This window comes from Emticicia sp. MM, assembly GCF_001649495.1.
Window position 1 is genome coordinate 41133 of sequence record NZ_LXHX01000009.1, and the last position, 20956, is coordinate 62088.

14 protein-coding genes are annotated in these 20956 nt (G+C 35.5%); 5 read left to right on the plus strand and 9 right to left on the minus strand.

The genetic code is table 11. The features are described from left to right. Positions 1–32: 32 nt before the first annotated feature. The 4 genes from A6M55_RS01195 to crtD all read right to left on the minus strand — a co-directional run bounded on the left by A6M55_RS01195 (position 33) and on the right by crtD (position 4589). Positions 33–1088, minus strand: a complete 1056-nt coding sequence (locus A6M55_RS01195) for an efflux RND transporter periplasmic adaptor subunit (protein ID WP_015029486.1) — start codon at positions 1086–1088, stop codon at positions 33–35. Between the two features lie 13 nt (positions 1089–1101). Then, positions 1102–2442: a TolC family protein gene (locus A6M55_RS01200; protein ID WP_015029487.1), complete on the minus strand. Its 1341-nt coding sequence runs from the start codon at positions 2440–2442 to the stop codon at positions 1102–1104. A 77-nt stretch (positions 2443–2519) separates the two neighbouring features. Then, positions 2520–2951 (minus strand): MarR family winged helix-turn-helix transcriptional regulator, encoded by a 432-nt coding sequence (locus tag A6M55_RS01205; protein ID WP_015029488.1) that lies wholly within the window; start codon positions 2949–2951, stop codon positions 2520–2522. Positions 2952–3131: 180 nt separating this feature from the next. Further along, positions 3132–4589, minus strand: a complete 1458-nt coding sequence (gene crtD / locus A6M55_RS01210; protein WP_015029489.1) for a 1-hydroxycarotenoid 3,4-desaturase CrtD — start codon at positions 4587–4589, stop codon at positions 3132–3134. A gap of 203 nt (positions 4590–4792) precedes the next feature. Between crtD and A6M55_RS01215 the strand changes: the two genes are divergently transcribed. Next, complete coding sequence (locus tag A6M55_RS01215; RefSeq protein ID WP_015029490.1) at positions 4793–5956, plus strand: sigma-54 dependent transcriptional regulator; 1164 nt, start codon at positions 4793–4795, stop codon at positions 5954–5956. A 69-nt stretch (positions 5957–6025) separates the two neighbouring features. Here A6M55_RS01215 and A6M55_RS01220 read toward each other — a convergent pair whose 3' ends face one another. The 3 genes from A6M55_RS01220 to A6M55_RS01230 all read right to left on the minus strand — a co-directional run bounded on the left by A6M55_RS01220 (position 6026) and on the right by A6M55_RS01230 (position 8700). Next, positions 6026–6442 carry a Rieske 2Fe-2S domain-containing protein gene (locus A6M55_RS01220; RefSeq protein ID WP_064196188.1) on the minus strand — a complete coding sequence of 139 codons (417 nt, stop codon included), beginning with the start codon at positions 6440–6442 and terminating at the stop codon, positions 6026–6028. Positions 6443–6619: 177 nt separating this feature from the next. Further along, positions 6620–7777 carry an AIR synthase-related protein gene (locus A6M55_RS01225; protein ID WP_064196189.1) on the minus strand — a complete coding sequence of 386 codons (1158 nt, stop codon included), beginning with the start codon at positions 7775–7777 and terminating at the stop codon, positions 6620–6622. Positions 7778–7899: 122 nt separating this feature from the next. Continuing rightward, positions 7900–8700: a cyanophycinase gene (locus tag A6M55_RS01230; protein WP_197491642.1), complete on the minus strand. Its 801-nt coding sequence runs from the start codon at positions 8698–8700 to the stop codon at positions 7900–7902. Between the two features lie 70 nt (positions 8701–8770). Here A6M55_RS01230 and A6M55_RS01235 point away from each other — a divergent pair, with 70 nt between their 5' ends. Then, positions 8771–9844 carry a glycoside hydrolase family 130 protein gene (locus A6M55_RS01235; protein WP_064196190.1) on the plus strand — a complete coding sequence of 358 codons (1074 nt, stop codon included), beginning with the start codon at positions 8771–8773 and terminating at the stop codon, positions 9842–9844. 245 nt (positions 9845–10089) lie between these two features. Here A6M55_RS01235 and argH read toward each other — a convergent pair whose 3' ends face one another. Beyond that, complete coding sequence (gene argH / locus A6M55_RS01240) at positions 10090–11445, minus strand: argininosuccinate lyase (protein WP_064196191.1); 1356 nt, start codon at positions 11443–11445, stop codon at positions 10090–10092. A gap of 964 nt (positions 11446–12409) precedes the next feature. Between argH and A6M55_RS01245 the strand changes: the two genes are divergently transcribed. After that, a complete protein-coding gene (locus A6M55_RS01245) occupies positions 12410–14944 on the plus strand; it encodes an OmpA family protein (protein WP_197491643.1) in 2535 nt (844 codons plus the stop codon). 77 nt (positions 14945–15021) lie between these two features. On the opposite strand, the gene A6M55_RS01250 is transcribed toward A6M55_RS01245, so the two are convergent. Continuing rightward, positions 15022–16419 carry a S8 family peptidase gene (locus A6M55_RS01250; RefSeq protein ID WP_064196193.1) on the minus strand — a complete coding sequence of 466 codons (1398 nt, stop codon included), beginning with the start codon at positions 16417–16419 and terminating at the stop codon, positions 15022–15024. A 282-nt stretch (positions 16420–16701) separates the two neighbouring features. Here A6M55_RS01250 and sbcD point away from each other — a divergent pair, with 282 nt between their 5' ends. Next, complete coding sequence (gene sbcD / locus A6M55_RS01255; RefSeq protein WP_064196194.1) at positions 16702–17910, plus strand: exonuclease subunit SbcD; 1209 nt, start codon at positions 16702–16704, stop codon at positions 17908–17910. Further along, positions 17900–20956: an AAA family ATPase gene (locus A6M55_RS01260; protein WP_064196195.1), complete on the plus strand. Its 3057-nt coding sequence runs from the start codon at positions 17900–17902 to the stop codon at positions 20954–20956. The genes sbcD and A6M55_RS01260 overlap by 11 nt, the downstream gene beginning before the upstream one ends.

Genomic DNA, 20956 nt, shown 5'->3' on the forward strand with positions numbered 1-20956 from the left:
TAACAAATCCACTACAGTAGACCAATAACCAATTACTTATTTGATGTTTTTACAATACTACTGCCATCTGTTAGGTTTATTTGGCCACTGATTACTACCTCTTCACCTGCTACTAAACCACCCACAACTTCAATGTTTTCTCCGATTTCTCGACCGACAGTAATTTTTCTAATTTTTGCTACATTATTCTCAGCAACATATACATAAGGATTTTTTATGCCTTCAACCAAAGCTAATTTTGGTATTTGTAATACACGAGCTTTACCGCCTAAATCAAATGCTACCATTACGTAAGTGCCAGCTTTAAGTTCGTTGGTATTGAGTTGTAGTTCTACGCGATAATTATGATTTTCATCACCTTTCGGAGAGATAAACTTCACATTTCCTGTAAAGTTTTTTGTTGGAAACACATCAGTAGTTATACTTGCTTTCTGCCCTAAACGTAATTGATAAACATCTTTTTCGTTGACGAATACCACTGCTTTTAAGTGTGCATCATCTACAACCGTTGCGATTACCGTTCCAGGACTTACAAATTCACCAGCCATTAATTTACGAGAAGTAACAATCCCACTGATTGGAGAAATAATGTTACCATCGGTAATTTGTTGTTTTACTTGCTCAATCTGGATACGTGTATTTTCAATATCGTATTTTCCGTTTACTACACTCAATTCTGTACCCGCATTACCTTTAAAAAGGTCTTCGTTTCTTTGTAAATCTCTTTCTAATTTGGCAAGTGTTAGCTCATTTGCTTTCAAATTCAACTGTTTGAGTCGAGAATCTAATGTTCCGATAACTTGTCCTTTGGCCACTCTTGAACCAACTTCAATGGCAAGTTTTTCTATTTTTCCTTGAATACCTACTGCAATAGTGGCTTCACTATTAAGTTCTAAGTTGGCAGGTAAAACTACTTTTCCGTCAAAATCTTGGTAAGCAACTGGCGTTGTAGCCACCGAAACTGGAATTTTCGTGCGGTCAACAACTACTTTATTGGCGTCTATTTTTTTCTTGTTTCTGGCAAGAGTAAAGCCGATAGCTCCCAATACCGCAACAACTGATATGATAATGATGATTGACTTTTTCATTGAAATATTTTTATTAAAACTGATTGATGTAATTTTTTAGATTTCCTTTCGATTTTTCGTATTCGAGGCGTGTGCTTAAAAAGTTGATAAGCGAATTCATATAATTACTCTGTGCTTCTTTGTAAGAATAATCGGCATTGAGTAAGTCAGAAAGTGTTGAAATCCCTTTTTGGTATTCAAATGTGCTGCTTTCAAATACTTCTTTAGCGAAGTTTAAATTCTCTTTATTAATTTTTAAGTCGGATTGTGATTTTAGCAGGAGAGAGGCTGAATTTTGAAATGCTAACTGCATACTTTCGGTGCTTAGCTTCAAATTTGTGCGTGCATTTAATAGGCTAATTTCGCTTTGTTTAAGCTGGCTATTTTTGCGATAACCACTAAAAATTGGCACGTTTACTTTCAAGCCGACCGAAGAATAATCGAACCAATTAGTAAACGATTTACCGAAGTCATTGCCAAAACTCTGTGCTCCGTAGCGTCCGTATGCCGAAACGGTTGGTAAAAAAGCAGCTTGCTTACGCTTTACGTCAATTTCCTGAAGTGCGATGCTATTACTTTGTACTCGGTAGTCAATTATGTTATTTACATCCAGCGAGTTCTCTCTGATTAACTGTGTGAAACTTTCATAATTAATACTTTCATTAATACTTATTTCTTCGCTCAATGGCATACCTATTACATTTTTCAAGCGATTCAATGAAACTTCTTTATTGGCCTGAATGATTGATTTTTGAGCAAGAATATTATTAAGTGTTGATTGCGTGCGGTCTAAATCAGTTTTCTTGATGACCCCTTTTTCTAATCTTAATTTTAAGATATTAACCAATTCACGATACTTCTTCTCATTTTCGAGGGTAAGTTTCTCTTGCTCTAAATAAACAAGTACTTGAAAGTAAGCATTTGCCGTATTATAAATAAGATTTTCTTGTGTTTGCTCTTTTTTGAGGGCCGCTAACTGATTGTTCGGTTCTGCTGCTTTCAAACCTAATAGCATAGATTTATCATAAATCACTTGGTCAACTTGGGCAGCAGCATTGGTATTATACTGATTACCAAACTGGATACGAATTTCAGTTGGACTAAACGCACCCGCAGGAATAACCGAAACCTGACGTTTTAAATTATCATCAAAGCCTATATTGGCATTTACTTGTGGTAAATAGCCCGATAATGCTTCTCTCTCTTTTTCTTTCGCTGCCAAAATTTCATTGTTGGCAATCGTATTACTTAAATGATTCTTGAGTGCATAATCAACACATCCTTTGAGCGAAAGCTGTGTAGCATTGCCTTGAGCATTGGCTGTAAGGGTACTGATTTGCCAAATCATGTAAATAAACAGACTCGTTTTTTTCATTGGTATCTAAATTGAATTTTTCTTTGAAAAAGTTGATTTTAATATAGTTGATTTGTCAACTATATGGGTAAAAAATTTTACCCGCCAGCGTTTTCTTTGAGTTTTGTTAATACTTGTTTAAATATTAGTAGCTCGGCATCCGAAACACCTTTTAATATTGTATTGGCCATTTTGTCTAATGCTATTTTGCAATTATCTAATTTTTGAATGCCCGATTCGGTAAGTACGATGTATTTTTTTCTGCGGTCTTGGGCATCATTTACACGTTGTACGAAACCTCTTGCCTCCATTTGGTCAATGTGTCGCATAATTCCCGATTTATCTAGTTGCATAATTTCGGCTAATTCTGCTTGAATTGAATCTTCTTTTGAGGCGATAATTTTAAGTAAATGATATTGTTCTGGAGAAATCTCCAAACCGCTTTTGTCAAATTCTAAGGCAGTTGCTTTGTGTAAAGCTCGAATAGTACTACCAAAAACGAATTGAAGCGAATCTTTATCTAATTCCATGAAAGTTGACTTTGATATTGTTGATTAATCAACTAATTGGTTGTTAAAAAAGTTTCTATGATTCCTGAAAAAATAGATAAAATAAAAACAATTATGTTTAAACTTTGAAAAGTACAGAAATGAATAAGTATGGACTTCTGTTGAATCCTAGAAAAACAATCAAACCATCTATCTTAATAACTATTCAATCAAATCCGCAACTATCTTTGCCGAAGACAAAGCCAACGGGATTCCTCCTCCGGGATGGACACTTCCACCGACAAAATATAGATTTTTAATTTCAGAAGAGAAATTGGCATGTCTTAAAAATGCGGCAAACTTATTATTCGAACTATTGCCATATAATGCTCCTTGTGCCGAAGAAGTGCGTAATTCGATGGTTCTTGGGTCTAGAATTGATTCGTTTTCAATTAATTCACCAATATTCACACCTAAATTTTTGCTCAATTTATTAATAATATTTTGGCGAGTTGAAGCAATTATTTTTTCCCAATCTTGCCCCTCATTGGCAGGAGCGTTGATTAGCAAAAACCAATTTTCACAACCTTCAGGAGCATCATCAGCTTTGCATTTAGAGGTAATATTAAGATAAATCGTAGGGTCGTGATAAATTGTCTTTTTTTGAAATTGGTGTTCAAATTCGGCTTTGTAATTATTCGAAAAGAATATATTGTGTAAGCCTAATTGAGCAAATTGTTGTTTAATTCCCCAATAGAAAATCAAGCCAGAACCACTTTTTGCCTGATTTAAAATCTTGTCAGGATGCTTTACTTTAGGAAGTAACTTACGGTAGGTAGGCGTTACATCCATATTCGAGACGACTTTATCGAAGGCAAGTTCGTGGTTGTTTACCCTTATTTTTTTTGCCGAACTATTTTCAATAATAATTTCTTCAACTTTTACCCCAAAATTGAATTTTACACCCAAATCTTTAGCTAAATCGACCAAACTTTGGGTGATACCATACATGCCATTTTTAGGAAAAAAAGCTCCAACATTATATTCCAAATGTGGAATAATATTAAGCGTCGCTGGAGTTTGATAAGGGTCAGAACCATTGTAAGTTGCATAACGGTTAAATAATTGAACGGCCTTTTCAGTTTTGAAAAACCGTTCATTGGCTCTATTCATAGTGCCAAAAATGCCCATTTTAGGCAAATTCCAGTAACCTCTGAATGCTTTTTTTGAGGTCCAAGTCGATACTTTATGAAGAGAATCTTCTAAAAAAAGGCCACTCAAAACTTCATATTTAAAAGCGGCATCTTTTAAAAATTTGATTATATTTTGTGCTGGTTCGCCAAGTTTGTATTCTGCTTCCTGAGCAAAAGCTTCAATATCGGCCGAAACGCTAAGTCTAGTTCCATCATCCCAAAAATATTTACAAACTTCGGGTAATTTGAAATATTGGAAATAGTTTTCAGGATTTTTGCCTGAAAGTTCAAATAGTTCAGTCACAAACTGCGGCATCGTAAACAGCGAAGGCCCAGCATCAAAGCGGTATTCTCCTTGCTGAAATTCGCTTAATTTTCCCCCGGCATAGTCGTTGGCCTCAAATACTTCCACCGAGTATCCTTTATTAGCCAATCTGATGGCTGTTGCGATGCCTCCGATACCCGCTCCTATAATTGCTGCTTTCATTGCAAATACGATTTCTTAGTTTTATCATAACAACACGCGTCAGCGGTTTAGTGTTAAGAAAATTCCTAAAAATATATACCTAGAGCTTTTTTAAATATTAAAAATATCAGTGATGTTGAGATTTTTTCATTATTTTGCGTCACAATTAAAATTTCCCCTTAAATCATAAAATCAATTAAGCTCACTAAGAGTAAAACCAAGCAATGGCAAAATTATTGATTGTTGATGACGAAAAAAGTATTCGAGATGCCCTTCGTGACATTCTAGAATATGAAGAGTACGAAGTAGATGAAGCAAAAGATGGAGAAGAGGGCCTCGAAATGGTGCTAAAAACACAATATGATGTTGCTCTTTGTGATATCAAGATGCCCAAATTAGATGGTCTAGAAATGCTGTTGAAAGCCAAAGAAGAAGGAGTAATGACCCAATTTGTTATGATTTCGGCCTTTGGTAATGTTGAAAATGCAGTAGAAGCCACTAAACGTGGTGCCTTTGACTTCATTACGAAACCACCTGATTTGAATCGTTTGCTGGTTACTGTACGCAACGCCATCGAAAAGAGCAAAGACGTTGAAGTAATCAAAGTACTCAAACGCAGAATTTATAAAATTAACGAAATCGTTGGAGAATCAGACCTTATTAGAAAGGTTAAAGAAACCATTGATAGAGTAGCACCAACAGAAGCTCGTGTGCTTATCACTGGACCAAATGGTTCGGGTAAGGAAATGGTTGCTAAGCAAATTCATGAGAAAAGTAATAGATGTAATCAGCCTTCGATTGAGGTAAACTGTGCGGCTATACCTTCTGAATTAATTGAAAGTGAACTCTTTGGCCACGAAAAAGGGGCATTTACTTCGGCGATAAAACAACGTATCGGTAAATTTGAACAAGCCGATGGCGGTACACTTTTCTTAGATGAAATTGGCGATATGAGCCTTTCTGCCCAAGCAAAAGTGCTTCGTGCTTTACAAGAAAGTAAGATTACACGTGTGGGTGGTGATAAGGAAATAAAGATAAATGTGCGTGTGATTGCGGCTACAAATAAAGATTTGCGTAAAGAAATTGCCGAAGGTAACTTCCGTGAAGACTTATTCCACCGCTTAAATGTCATTCCGATTCATGTTCCTGCTTTGACTGACCGTAAAGATGATATTCCGTTATTAGCAGAGAAGTTTTTGTGCGATGTGGCTGATGAGTATGGCGATAATCCGAAAGAATTTGCTCCCGAAGCAATGGAATATATGAAAAGCCTCCCTTGGACAGGAAACGTGCGTGAATTACGCAACGTAGTTGAGCGATTGGTCATTATGTGTGGACCAACTATTACACTCGATGATGTGAAAATGTATGCAGGTGGCGGTTTCTGATTGTGTTTAAGTATTTTGATAATATAACGTCGGCAAGGCTCAAAACTTTGCCGACGTTTTTTGTGCTTCTTAAGCAATACTCAAAGTAGTACCCGACAAGGTAACTGTATAGGCTGTAATGCTTCCATTGCCAACCCCCGTACCATTAGTTTTAAAATACCAATCATGTGCGGTGCACTGAAATTGACCTTTTGCGGAATTATAAACTATTTGGTCTTTCTTTTCATGTGGGCAAGTACGAGCAATGGCAGCAAACGCTGAACTTGTGTTACCTGAGGCGATTCGAGCTAAAACTACGCCATTTGTTTTGATGTACCCACCAACATTATTAAGGGCGGTAGTGGTAGATAAATCTACTGTAAAAGCAGAAATTGGGGTGACAGTATCCGTACCTCCGCATGAGGTAAGTGCAGCCATTAATGCAGCACCACTAAAACCAATTTGCATCAAAAAATCTTTGCGTGAGATAGCCTCTGAATTCTTCATAAATAGAATCTTTTAAAGTGAATAATAGAAAATTTGTAAAGAATCTATCTATAAGAAAATGCGGTTTAATAAATAAATAGGTTTTGTAATTCTAAGGACGAAAAAAAAGGAAGTGCGAGTTGCACTTCCTTTGCTATATTCAAATAAATTTAGAAAAATTCTTAATGAAGGTCTTGATTAGTAGGTAAATTCACCAAATTCGCTATTGATGCTTACCTTCTTACTTTGTGCAGCTTCAACTCGACCAATTATTTGAGCTTCGATGCCAAAAGAATTAGCTATTTCGATAACTCTTTGAGCATATGCTTCTTCGAGATAAACCTCAAGTCTGTGGCCCATGTTAAATACTTTATACATCTCTTGCCATGAAGTTCCACTTTGTTCGTGAATAAGTTTAAACAAGGGTGGAATTGGAAAGAGATTATCCTTAATTACGTGTAAGTTTTCGATAAAATGTAAGACTTTTGTTTGAGCCCCACCACTGCAATGAACCATGCCATGAATATGCGGACGAAGTTCGGCCAAAAATGCTTTCGCAACTGGAGCGTACGTACGCGTAGGTGAAAGGATAAGTTTTCCTACATTAACACCTGCAATTTCTTCTGTTAGAAGTTTTGCTCCACTATAAACTAAATCTTTATTGATTTCCCCATCAAAACTTTCTGGATATTTTTCTGCGTAAATTTTACCTAAAACATCATGGCGAGCTGAAGTCAGACCATTACTCCCCATACCTCCGTTGTAGGCAGTTTCGTAGTTTGATTGTCCATAAGATGCTAAGCCAACAATGATATCCCCAGCCTTGATATTGTCGTTTGAGATAACATCTGAGCGTTTCATGCGGGCAATAATAGTGCTGTTTACGGCAATTGTACGAACTAAATCTCCTACATCAGCTGTTTCCCCACCAGTACTGTAAATTTCCACACCATGACTACGAAGCATTTCTAAACATTCTTCGGTACCGTTGATAATTTCAGCAATGACTTCTCCCGGAATTTTATTTTTATTACGGTCGATACTTGATGAAATAAGCATCGGGCCAACGGCTCCTACGCAAATTAAATCATCGGTATTCATCACAATCGAGTCTTGTGCAATGCCACGCCAAACCGAAATATCACCCGTTTCTTTCCAATATAAATATGCCAATGAAGTTTTTGTTCCAGCACCATCGGCATGCATGATATTACAATATTCGGCATCTCCACCTAATGTATCGGGTGAAATTTTGCAAAATGCTTTTGGAAAAAGACCTTTGTCGAGTTTTTCGATGGCTTTATGCACATCTTCTTTTGCAGCCGAAACTCCACGCTGCATATAACGGTCAGTCATTTTTTATCTAATAATTGAGCTACAAAGGTAAGGCTTAATTAAGAATTAAGAATTAAGAATTAAGAAATTTCTCGAAAAAGAATGAAAATTAGTGATAATTTGTGCGTTTTTGCTTAAAAACACTACCTCTTCTTTCGTTTTTTCAAATTGTATTTTTCTCCTTTTTCGAGTATAATAAACTTCATTTCTTTGGCTTGTTTGGTTGTTTCAAAAATCATCACTTGACTTTCGCCCAATACTTCTGCATTTCGATTATCTTGTACCCAAAGGGCTGTATTTTCATCAATACCAATACCTAATAAAGTAGGATTTTGAAAAATTAAACCAATAAGTCTATTTTGTCTTTGGCGTTTAATAAAATGTTGGTCAACGATGATTTCATTCATTAAGCCGAGCCCTTTTTTAGTTTCTACTTTTGTTCCATCAATTACTTTAAAATCACCTTCGCCTGTAATCATAATTTCCGACATAATGGCAGTTCCAGCACTTGTTCCAGCAAAAACCACTTGATTATTATAGCGTTCGTGCATCGCTTTAAAAAGTTCTTCATCTTTCAACACATCCATGATTCGATTTTGGTCTCCTCCACAAAAGAAAACCCCCTTAGCGGCTTTGAGTTGATTTAAAAGTAAAGCTTTACTTTCAGTGGTAAGAGGTGCCAAAGGAGCTTTTTCAACCACAATTTTTGAAAGAACTCCAATCTCATTTTTAATATTGGAATAAGCAGCTTCTTGCTCGCCACTCGCCCACGGAATCACCAATATATTTCCTTTTTCATTGCCGCTTAGTTCGATAAATTTTGTGAGAATATCAGGCGTGCGTTTGCCGCCCCCAATCATTATAAGTTGTTTTTGGGCGAATAATAAATTTGAACAAATAAGGGTAAGTAGAAATATTTGAAATGACCTTTTGATATTTTTCATAAGCGTAGTTTTTGATAATTTATCTATATCTTTGGGCTGAAAATTCAACCAAAAATATTCATACAAACCTATGAAAAAATACTTTGTTCTACTCGCTGTTTTAGCAATTTCGTGTAAAAATAAAACCGAGCAAAGCTGGCAGCTTACGCCATTCATAAAGGCTGATGTAGAAAACCCAATTTTATTACCTAATGATACAACCACATTTAATGACCCTATTTTACAGAAAAGCATAAACTGGGAAGCCAAAGATGTGTATAATCCTTCAGCCGTTGTACGCGATGGTAAAGTGTATATGCTTTATCGTGCAGAAGATACCCTTAAAGTTGTAGATGGTACCTCTCGTCTGGGTTTGGCAGTAAGCGAAGATGGGGTTCATTTCAAGCGTCAAACAAAGCCAGTTTTCTATCCTGATAATGATTTCATGAAAAAATATGAGTATCCGGGTGGCTGCGAAGACCCTCGTTTGGTAGAAACCGAAGATGGGAAGTATATCTTAACTTATACCGCATATGATGGAAAAACGGCACGTTTATGTGTGGCTTCGTCGACTGATTTACAAACATGGAAAAAAGAAGGCTTAGCTTTTAAGGAGCCTAAAAATGAAATGCTTTGGTCGAAATCAGGAGCTATCATTTGTAAGCAAATAGGAGATAAGTTTGTGGCCACAAAAATCAAAGGGAAATATTGGATGTATTGGGGAGACACCAATTTATTTTTAGCAAGTTCGGATAACTTAACTGATTGGAAGATTCTTGAAGATGAAACGGGTAAGCCTAAACCAATTGTAAAACCCCGTGATGATAACTTTGATAGTTGGTTAGTTGAGTCGGGTCCAGCAGCTTTTATCAAAGATGAAGGTATATTTTTGATTTATAATAGTGCCAATAAAGGTTTTCAGAACAAAAGTACTGATACCAAAAATGCTTATCGTGCAGGGCAAGTGTTGTTTGATAAAAATGACCCAACTAAAATCCTTGACCGTTCGAAAACATTTTTCTTTGAACCCGATAAACCATACGAATTAACAGGGCAAGTAAACAATGTGGTTTTTGTAGAAGGATTAGTTCATTTCAAGAAGCAGTGGTACTTATACTACGGTACGGCCGATTCTAAAATTGCATTAGCAGTATGTTATAAGTGAAGTCATAAAGTTCGAAAGAATGAATTGGATAGTTTATAATTATCAATAGAAATTAATTTATTGCCATTAGTTCTAACTGATGGGTACTTTTCAACTAACAAACTTGACTTTAGTCAAACAATTTATTTAGATTAAAGTCAAGTTTGTGTTGATTTTACTAGATTCCATCAGTTAAAACTGACGGCAAGGTAAAACTGATGGCAATGTAGGGCAATGAGTTTCTTTCGGAAAGACTCCTGTTTTAATTATTTCCAGTTTACTAATTTATCTAAAGCTTCATCAACTTTTTCAAAACCAAAACCAGATAATGTTTCTTTCATTAATCTGCTAATTTCATCATTGCAAAGATTACCAATACTACCTTCAAGAGTATGGTTCAAATCACGCGATGCTACGTAAGTTCCTCCAAATACTTCATCTTTTACTTGTAAGTAGGCATCACGGAAAGGTAAACCTTGCATTACTAATTCGTTTACTCGTTCAACCGAGAAAATTGGGTCGTATTTATCATCGGCTAATAAGTTTGGTTTTACCTGAATATTAGAAACCATAAAATGGGCAATATCCAAACACTCAAAAACTTGGTCGAAGGCAGGCATTAAGATTTCCTTCAAAATTTGCATATCTCTATGATACCCACTTGGTAAGTTGCTTGTCACGAATGCCAATTCAGTAGGCAAACCTTTTAGTCGATTGGTTTTAGCTCTGAGTAATTCTGCCACATCCGGATTTTTCTTGTGCGGCATAATACTGCTGCCCGTCGTAAGTTCGTCGGGTAAAGTCAAGAAATTGAAGTTCTGAGAATTATATAAACACACATCCATTGCCATTCTTGAAAGGGTATTGGCTAATGAAGTAAGTGCCGAAAGAACAACATACTCACTTTTACCACGAGTCATCTGAGCATAAACAACATTGTAATTAAGTTCATCGAAGCCTAAAAGTTTTGTTGTGAGTGTTCTATTTAATGGAAATGAGCTACCATACCCCGCACCCGAACCTAGCGGGTTTTTATTGACAACTTTATAGGCCGATTGCATGACGATGGTATCGTCTATTAAACTTTCAGCATAAGCTCCAAACCACAAACCAAATGAAGAAGGCATGGCAATTTGGAGATGTGTATAGCCTGGTAATAAATCATGTTTGTGTTTATTGCTCAGTTCGACCAATTTCGTAAACAATGTATTTATTTTTTCAACGACAACACGTACCTGATGACGCATAAAAAGCTTTAGGTCAACTAAAACTTGGTCATTACGAGAGCGGCCACTATGTATTTTTTTTCCAGCATCTCCCAGTGTTTGTGTCAATAGCCATTCAACTTGTGAGTGAACATCCTCTATACCATCTTCGATTAGAAATTTACCCTCTAATATATCATTGTATATTTTTCGACATTCCTTCAATATACGCTCTAATTCATTGTTTTTGAGTAATCCAATACTTTCTAGCATGATGGCATGTGCCATTGAGCCGAGTATATCAAATTCCGCCAAATACAGATCCATTTCACGGTCTTGTCCAACGGTAAATTTTTCAATCCGAAGAGCAGCCTCTTTTCCAGATTTACTTATGCTTTCCTTTTGCCAGAGCTTCACTTATTTATTTGTTTTATTGTGCTACAAAATAACGGCGATTTTCCATGAAAATAAAGATGTTGCCATGTATTTTATAAATATATATCCGCTTACTAATTTTTTAGCATGATTTTTGTTTAGTTTATTACTGATGATTGAGTGTCAATGAAGATATTTTAGCAAAGACGAGAAAGGTTTGAGTAGTCACCTTCTTGAAGTATTAAAAAGCTTCATCCAATAAAACTAGCATAGATTTAAAATAGTGCAACGGGTATTGGCAAAAAATAAGCCACTTAACATTAGTGTTTAAAAGTTCTATGGAATGTGAAAGACAGATAATATTTAATTATTTATTAAATAAGTATTGCTAGAGCAGCGTTTTATAAAGTTTTAAACTGAAACAATTACTATTGAGTGTACTTTACAAAAGCAGTAAACTTTATGTTTATTGCTTTGTCATTTGGGCTTTATGCCCAAATGACATCTTTTACTTATATACAAATTTTTGTATTTAAGTTAAAATCTTAATTATCTTTTGCCCAATTTTGAGCGATTTTGAATAGAAATTTTGAAATTATAAAGAGACCCTCGCTGTAAAAACTGATGGCATTCAGATGACACTCAAATAATAAAAAGATTAGTTTTGCAGAAAATGTAAAATAATATCAGCAAAATTAGCATTGATAAATTTTTTGATATCTAGAGTTTAAAAATTTGTGGTAACATCTTTACAATTTCGCAAATTTTTAAACTTTTTCCTAAGCCAATAAAAATTCTAGCCTGACTAATTATAAATAACCAACTTCAATTCTGCTTAAAATAGGTATTTCAATAACCCTCTGCATTTGAATTGATCGGTTAGTTATCAATTCAATAAATAAATATTAAAATTATTATAATAGTTAAAGGCATGGTTTTTGACAAAGGCTTATGTCTAATTTAAAACAGTAATCTTCAAGTAATGCCAAAAAGGATAATCATAAGTTTGATATATCTCATAACATTTACTTTTGCTTCTGTGGCCCAAAGTTCTTCAAAGGTTTTTCAAAAAGCGAATACCCAATTCGAAACTTTAGGCTATGCGAAAGCAATTGAATTGTATGAAATAGCATTGAGAAAGCCAAAGGGTGCTACTGATGAGGAAATTCTAAAGGCAAAATTAAATTTAGCATTAAGTTATAAGTTAGTAAAGGATTATCAAAATGCCGAACGGGTATATCGAGAAACTTTAAGTGCAAATCCAGTACTCAAGGGGGAAGATATTAAAGCCTACCGACATTTTGCTCAAGTGCTTACCAGTAATAGTAAGTTTTTGGAGGCAAATCAAAACTGGCAAAAGTTTAATGAATTGCAGGAACAAGATAAAAGAGGAATCGAATTTATCAAACTCAACAGCAACCGCGAAGCATTAGAACGTAATGTTGGTAGTTATAAAATCGAATACGTAGGTATCAATTCAAGTAGTGCTGATTTTAGCCCTGTTTATTATAAAAAAGGCTTAGTATTTGTTTCAGGTCGAACCGAAAACTCACAAATACGCCGTGTTTTTAATTGGGATGCTTCTTCTTTCCTTGATTTATTTTATCTCGAAGACCTTAAAGCACTTGGAACAGAATCGGGGGCTTCTGCTATTGGTTCAAGTAGCCAAATGGTTACTCAAAAAAATACCCAGCCTTCAAAAAAACTTGGAACCGACTATTACACGCCACCTACAGCCAACGATGCTAAAACTGTGGGTCGTAAGGGAACCGAATATATTACAGGAAGTAAGTACCTAGATTACGAAGAAGAGCCTTCAATTCAAACCGAAAAATTTAGCAAGAATCTCAATTCGAAATATCATGAAGGTCCGTGTGCTTTTTTTCATGATGGAATGAAAATAGTTTTTACCAGAAATACACTAATTGGGAGTGGAGGCGTTTTGGGTCAGAAGAAGAACGGAGCAATCAGTCGGTTGAAGCTTTATACAGCTGACTATGAAAATAATGATTGGCGTAAGATAAAAGAAATTCCATTCAATAGTAATGATTATTCTTGTGCCCACCCAACCCTCACTATCGATGATAAAACCATGTATTTTGTTTCGGATATGCCGGGGGGATATGGTGGTACTGATATTTGGATGACTCGATATGAGAACGACGAATGGTCAAAGCCACAGAATTTAGGGGGTAGTATCAACACACGAGGCAATGAAATGTTTCCATTTGTTGATGAAAGAGGAAATCTCTATTTTTCATCTGATGGCCACCCAGGTTTGGGCGATTTAGATATTTTCTTTGTTCCGATGAGTACGGCGGCTGGTATGCCAAGTGGAAAGGTTAGAAATTTAGGAGCTCCACTCAATTCGAGTAGAGATGATTTTGGTATTATTACTGATAGTGAACGCCGAACAGGATTTATTAGTAGTAATCGAAAACGTGGCGGAATAGATGATGATATCTATAAATTTACTCGCCTTGGCACCCTCTATGGTTGTAGGGAAGTGGTTGTAAATATTTTCGATAATGATACCAAAAAGCCATTTGATAAAATAAGGTTTGAATATGAAATTAAAGACAATGTAACTACCAGAGAAAGTGCTATAACAAATGATATTGGTACGATAAAACTTTGCTTAGAAGCTGATAACGACTTTAATTTTTTAATAAAACAAAATGGTTATCAAGCGGAAAGTATTAGTTTCTCTAACAAAGATGCCTCAGATTATGAGGTTTCAAAGTTGGATATTTATTTGAAAAAAGAAATAATTATAGAGAAAAGTAAACTAGATAAGAAAGTAGAAAAAGTTGATTCTGTGAGTGAAACCTTGGTTTCTCGAAGAAACGATAATATAAGTTCAAGCATTTTTAGAGGTATCGTTACCGCAGGGAAAGATAGTACGCCAATTGCAGGTGTTCGTGTAAGATTTATCAATCAATGCACTGGTATTGCTCAAGAAATGACTACAGGTGCCGATGGTTCCTATGAGTTCAAACGTGAACTTAATTGTGATTATGTTTTAGAGTCTTTCAAAGAAAACTTCGGAAAATCTTCAGAAACGATTCCCAAAATTGAAGAAAAACGTAGTATCATAACAAGTATTTTCAAGAAAAAGAAACCAGTAGTACCTGCCACGGGTTCGTTTTTTGATACGAAACTGTATAAAGTTGGCGATATAGTAAAACTGGATAATATCTATTATGATTCTGATAGTTATAAGATTCGAAGTGATGCTGCACGTGAATTAGAGAAATTAGTACGAACTATGCAGAGAAATCCGAATATGATTATTGAAATTCGTTCACATACCGATACCCGCGGGAATGCTCTTGATAATCTCATGCTTTCACAACGAAGAGTCAATGAGGTAGTTGATTATTTAGCAGATAAAGGTATTGCTCGTGCACGCATGCGTGGGGTAGGAAAAGGAGAATCCGAACCCGTAAATTCATGTGGTGATGGTGTACAATGTACAGAAGCGGAGCATCAAAGAAACCGCCGAACTGAGTTTAAAATTATTTCGATTGAAAGAAAGTAGAAAAAGTAAAATAGTGAAAATTTAAAAGGCATCAATAGATAATTGATGCCTTTTAAATTTTATAATTTCAAAATAATTTAGAAAGAACCTACATTTAATCTTCCACCCGTTACGCATTTACCAGAAAGTGATGCCGTAGGCGTTACTGAAGACAAAATGGCGTTTTTGATAGTTGCTGCCGATGCCCCTGCATTAACAGAAGCATATAGAGCAGCTGCTCCTGTTACGTGAGGAGTAGCCATTGAGGTTCCATTATAGCTAGCATAACTCGAAATTATTTTTCCTTTCGAACTTGCAGGCACTGTTGAGAAAATTCCTGAACCTGGAGCTCCTAAATCAACTTGAGTAGCACCGTAATTAGAGAAACTTGATAATCCACCAGTGTTTGTAATAGAAGCAACAGCGATAACATTTGGTACGTTATAATTAGAAGGGTAGTTAGCCGTAGCATCATTATTACTACTATTATTACCTGCAGCTGCAATAAATAAGATCCCTGCATTATTAGCACGTGTAATGGCATCTTGTAATGCTTGCGAGAAGCCACCTCCACCCCAAGAGTTATTAGTAGCTACAATATTTAAGCCGCTTCTAATCTTTAAATCAGTAAAGTAATCAACAGCTTTGATAGCATTTGCAGTTGTACCGCCACGACTTCCTAGAAATTTAGCACTTAAAAGTTTAACGTTCCAGCATACACCAGCAACACCAATTCCATTGCCACCAACACCGCCTATGGTTCCTGCCACGTGTGTACCGTGGTCATCGCCAGTGCCATCAAAAACTGTATTATTATTTCCATCAAAATCCCAGCCGTAGACATCATCTACCAAACCGTTACCATCATCATCTCGACCATTACCGCTAATTTCTCCAGGATTTACTCCAGCATTGGCAGCTAAGTCTTCGTGTGTGTACATATACCCTTCGTCAATGATACCTATATAGACAGTATTAGTCCCCGTTTTGCCATTTGCCCAAGCAACAGCAGCATTTGAGCCAAATTGGTTGGCAGGAGAGGTAGTTGAGCCATACATACCCCACAATGAACCATTAGTAAAATATGGGTCGTTTGAAACAGCATCGTGTGTGTAAATATAGTTTGGTTCGATATACTCAATTTCACCAAGGCCTTTTACACGTGCAATTGCTTCTAAAGCATTCATTGGTATTTGTACGAGTTGAATTCCATCATTATCTCCAAACCTTTCCATGAGTTTGGTTAAGATTTTCTCTTTCAGTTTTCCACCAATTTTGTCTAAAATTTCTGATTTTTTTGACTCTGAAACGCCAGTTTTAAATTTTACTAATACTTCATTTGGTTCGAAGTTTTGGGCAGTTGTTCTGGCGGCACTTCTTTGATTTGTAGTTGATGAAGATTTAGAATCTGAAACTTCAATAATCTCAGATGTACAAGAAGTCATAAACACACCCAAAGATAAAATGGATGCTAAGGTTCTGATTAGTTTTCTCATGTTATTAGCTATAGTTAATTAGTTAGTACACTTTTTATAAAGTGCCCCTAAAATTATATAAAAATTAGAAAGTGCAAAAATATTATCTAAAAAATTGCAAAGGTATCGTTATTCTTTATTGGATATTACTCTTGACAATTGCGAAGGTATATTCGAAAGGGGCTTTCAGTAATTATACAAAACAAATCAGTTTTCAATGGTATATCTCAGAAGGATGTGCCATTTTTGTTGTTGAATAATTATTCAAATCAAATCCATGATTAATTATCGGTTTAATCAAATATGAAAATACTTCATACTGCCGACTGGCATTTAGGAAAAAAACTCCATAAATATGACCTTTCACAAGACCACCAGTTGTTTCTTGATTGGTTGATTATGATAATCAAAGAACAAAAAATTGACCTTTTGTTGATTTCAGGTGACATCTTCGATTTGGCTAATCCACCACTCGAAGCTCGTGCCATGTACTATTGGTTTTTGAGGCAAATGATTCAGCTTCGTTGTAGAATTATTATAACAGGCGGCAACCACGATTCGGCACAAATGCTCGATGCACCTAAAGAAATTTTGAACTTGCTCGATATAACGGTGGTAGGAGGAGCCACAACTCCAATTACTAACGAAATAGTTGTACACGAAAATGTAGTGATATGTGCGGTTCCATACCTACGAGATTCGGATATTCGACAAGCTATTGAGGGAGAAACGGGTGCTTCAAGAATTGAGAATGTTCGTTTGGGTATCAAAAAACATTACAACGAACTGGCAGAATTTTGTCAGGAAAAGTATGCCGATAAAGTAAAGATAGCCATGGGGCATTTGTATGCACAGGGGGCAAGTTCATCAGAATCCGAGCGAGAAATTCAAATTGGAAATTTGGCTGCAGTAGAGGGAAATGATTTTTCAGAGATTTTCAATTATGTAGCATTAGGGCATATTCATCGACCACAACGTATTGGTGGTACCGATAGGGTTCGCTATTCTGGCTCTCCAATTCCATTAAGTTTTAGCGAAAAGGATGACAAAAAAATAGTTTTAATTTTAGATATCACTGAAAATACCATCAGTCAAATTTCAGAATTTCAAGTACCTAAATTCAGAGAATTAAAACGAATCTCAGGTACATTTGAGTCTGTTAAAGCAAAATTGGCTTCCTATCAAAACGAATTTCCCCTAAAAGCATTTATTGAGGTTGAGGTAATCGAAGAATCATTCGACCCATTAATAATAAAATTGTTAAATGATTCTATTGCATTATTTGATGATGAAAATGCAGTTGTATTAAAGCATCGTCTAACATTCAAAAATGAAGTAAAAAGCAGTGAAGAATTGTTTTTAGAAGGGCAAAGTATAGACGAAATTACAGAAAAAGATATGCTCCAAAAAAGGCTCGAAAGAGAAAATACCTTGTCGGAGGAGCATAGAAAATTGATGATGGAAGCATTCACAGAACTTTTACTTTTAGTAGAGCAAGAAGATGAAAATTAATAAAATATACCTACGAAATATTAATTCTTTCAAAGGTGAACATTCTATAGATTTTACTGCGAATCCATTGGGTTCTGCTGGGCTTTTTGCCATAGTCGGGCCGACAGGTGCGGGCAAATCAACCTTACTTGATGCCATTACTTTAGCACTTTTTAATCGAATTCCGAGATTCGACAAAAAGATTTCAAAAGATTTCATCGCATCTGCGGGTTCAATCCTTACCAAAGGAGAACGAGAATGTGCCGTAGAAGTTGAGTTTTCGTGCAAATCTGGCGTATTTACTTCAAAATGGTGGATAGAACTGAACAAAAACAATAATTTCAATGACTATGGCATGGAGATTATTGACTTAAGAACACAGGCAATTTTACCTCTGAAAAAGAGTGAGGTGCCCGATAAAAATCAAGAATTGATTGGTTTATCTTATGACCAATTTATTAAGTCGATTTTGCTTTCGCAAGGTGAGTTTGCGAGATTTTTGAAGTCGGGTAGAGATGAAAGAGGTAAATTATTAGAAGATATTACGGGTACACAAATTTATCGTAAACTTGGTAAAAAAGCATTTGAAGTTGCCAAAGAAAAAGGGCTTGAATTACGCGATGTTCGTGCATTAATTGATGCAGAAAAAAGAAAATTAGCAAGTCCAGAGCAAGAGCAGGATTGGTTGAACAAGAAAATTGAGATTGCTCAAGAATTAGAGAAAATTGCTTCAGAAATTACGCTTTTAGAACAAAAAATTGCTCAAAAAAATAAGATTTTTGAACTCGAAAAACTCATTAAAGAAAAACAACAACGCCTCGAACAAGCCCAAGTGGCTTTACTTGAATTTGAAAAAAATGAGGCGGTTCAATTACAAAACCACGAAAAAGCCGAACCTTTTCAAGCATTGATTTTAGGCTTACAGAATCAAGAAAATGAGCTAAAAAACTTAAATCAAAGATTACAGGAAGAAGAAAAGCGTTTTGCTGATAATTCTAAAGTTTTGAATCAAATTCAATTGAGAATTGCTGGACTAACAAAAGAGCCTAATCTTACGCTCGAAAATGCTTTAATAAGTCTTCAGCAGCTTAGAGAAAATCTTAGTCAATTATATAATAAAAAAGCGGCTCAGGAGGCAGAAAAGAAGGCATTCGAAGCTCAAATTACGGAATTACTCACAAAAATTGCCGATAGAAATTTACAGTTTTCTGTTAGCCAAATCTCAGATGAAAATATTCAGCAGATAAAAAATGTAGGTATTTCTCATAAAAATATTTTAGACGAAACACTCAAACAAGCTAATATTACGGATGCCTCTGAAGCTGCTGTTAAGCGTGAAGTTTTAGCTTTTGAATTTAGAAATTATGCTCAACTCAAAAACTGTGTTGTGCAGTTTGTGAATGTCAATCGGGCAATTGAGAAGGAACAAACCCAAGAAAAAACACAAACTGAATTGATTGTCCAACAACGTCCAATTCTCGAAAAAACGCAAAAAAGACTGGTTGAATTAGAACAAATTATCAAACAGTTTGAAACAGAGAAAGAGCGTTTGGGTAAATCATATAATTTTGAAAGAGACCGCCAAAATCTATTGAAAAAAGATGAGCCTTGTCCGCTTTGCGGTTCGCTCGAACACCCTTTTTTAAGCCATTATGCCAATAATTACGTTGAGGTTGACCAAAAATTGACCGAGGCTAAAAAAGAAGAGAAAGAACTCAATGAACAATTTAAGTTACTCAACGGACAAATTGTTTCGGCGGAAGCATTGAGCAAAAGTGCAGTTCAAAACCTCAAAGAGTTTGAGGTTCAGAAAAAAGCAGTTTTGACAGAAATTGATTCGATTAAAACTGCCCTTAAAATTGACAAAGTCGGAAATAGTGATAGTATTGATGGACAATTAAAAAATATAGAAAGTCAACAGTCGGCTTTACAAAGTATTGAAAGTAAAGTTGAAAAATACAAAGATTTGCAATTGCTTTATAAAAGATGTAGTGAGGCGAAAGGTTTGCAATTGGCGTATAATCAATTAATTGGACAAATAAAAGAATTATACGCTGGGCAAGATTTTGAAAAAGAATTTAATGATATTCAAACCAATTACTTGCAAACACAAACGGCTATCCAAACTTCGGTTAAAGTAATAAATGATTTAAAAAATGAGATTGCACCTAAAAATAAAACATACGAAAACGAATTTTCATCGCTCGAATCAAAGATAAAATTGGCAGGTTTTGAAAATACATTGGCTTGTCAGGCGGCTATTTTAAGTGCAGAAATGCAAAGAGTTTTACGCGAGAAAAAACAAAATTTATTGGTGGCAAGTCAAACACTTATGGGTCAACTCAAAGAACATGAGCTTGAAATTGAGAATCTAAGAAAATCAGATGATGCTACCACAAGTTTGGCGTTCATGCTTGAAACACAATTAGAAATTAAGAAAAGACAAACAACATTGCTTGAAGAACAAACTCGCCATGAAGTTACGTTGACTTTATTACAAAATACCAAGCAGGAAATTCAGCGTTTAGAAATTCAATTAGCAACTTTAGAAAAGGATAATTTAAAATGGGAGCTATTGGATAAATATATTGGCGATGCTACTGGTAAAAAGTTTGGAACTTTCGCTCAAGGACTTACGCTCGCTCGATTAATTGCTTTAGCCAATCGACGTTTGAAGGATTTATCGGATAGATATTTACTCGATAAACCGAGTGAGCAAGACGAGGACGAATTGATGATTGTTGACCAATACATGGGTAACGAACGCCGCTCCGTAAAAACCCTTTCGGGTGGTGAAACTTTTATGATAAGTCTTTCGTTGGCATTGGCTTTATCTGATTTGGCATCAAAGAATATCAAACTTGATAGCTTATTTATTGATGAAGGCTTCGGAACGCTCGACCCCGAATCTTTAGATTTAGCATTAAATACTTTAGAAAAATTACAACAGGAATCACAGAAAAATATAGGAATTATTTCGCACGTAGAGTCAATAAAAGAGCGAATTTCTACACAAATTCGACTCGAAAGAAACAATAGAGGTTTTAGCAGAGTGATTATTCAATAA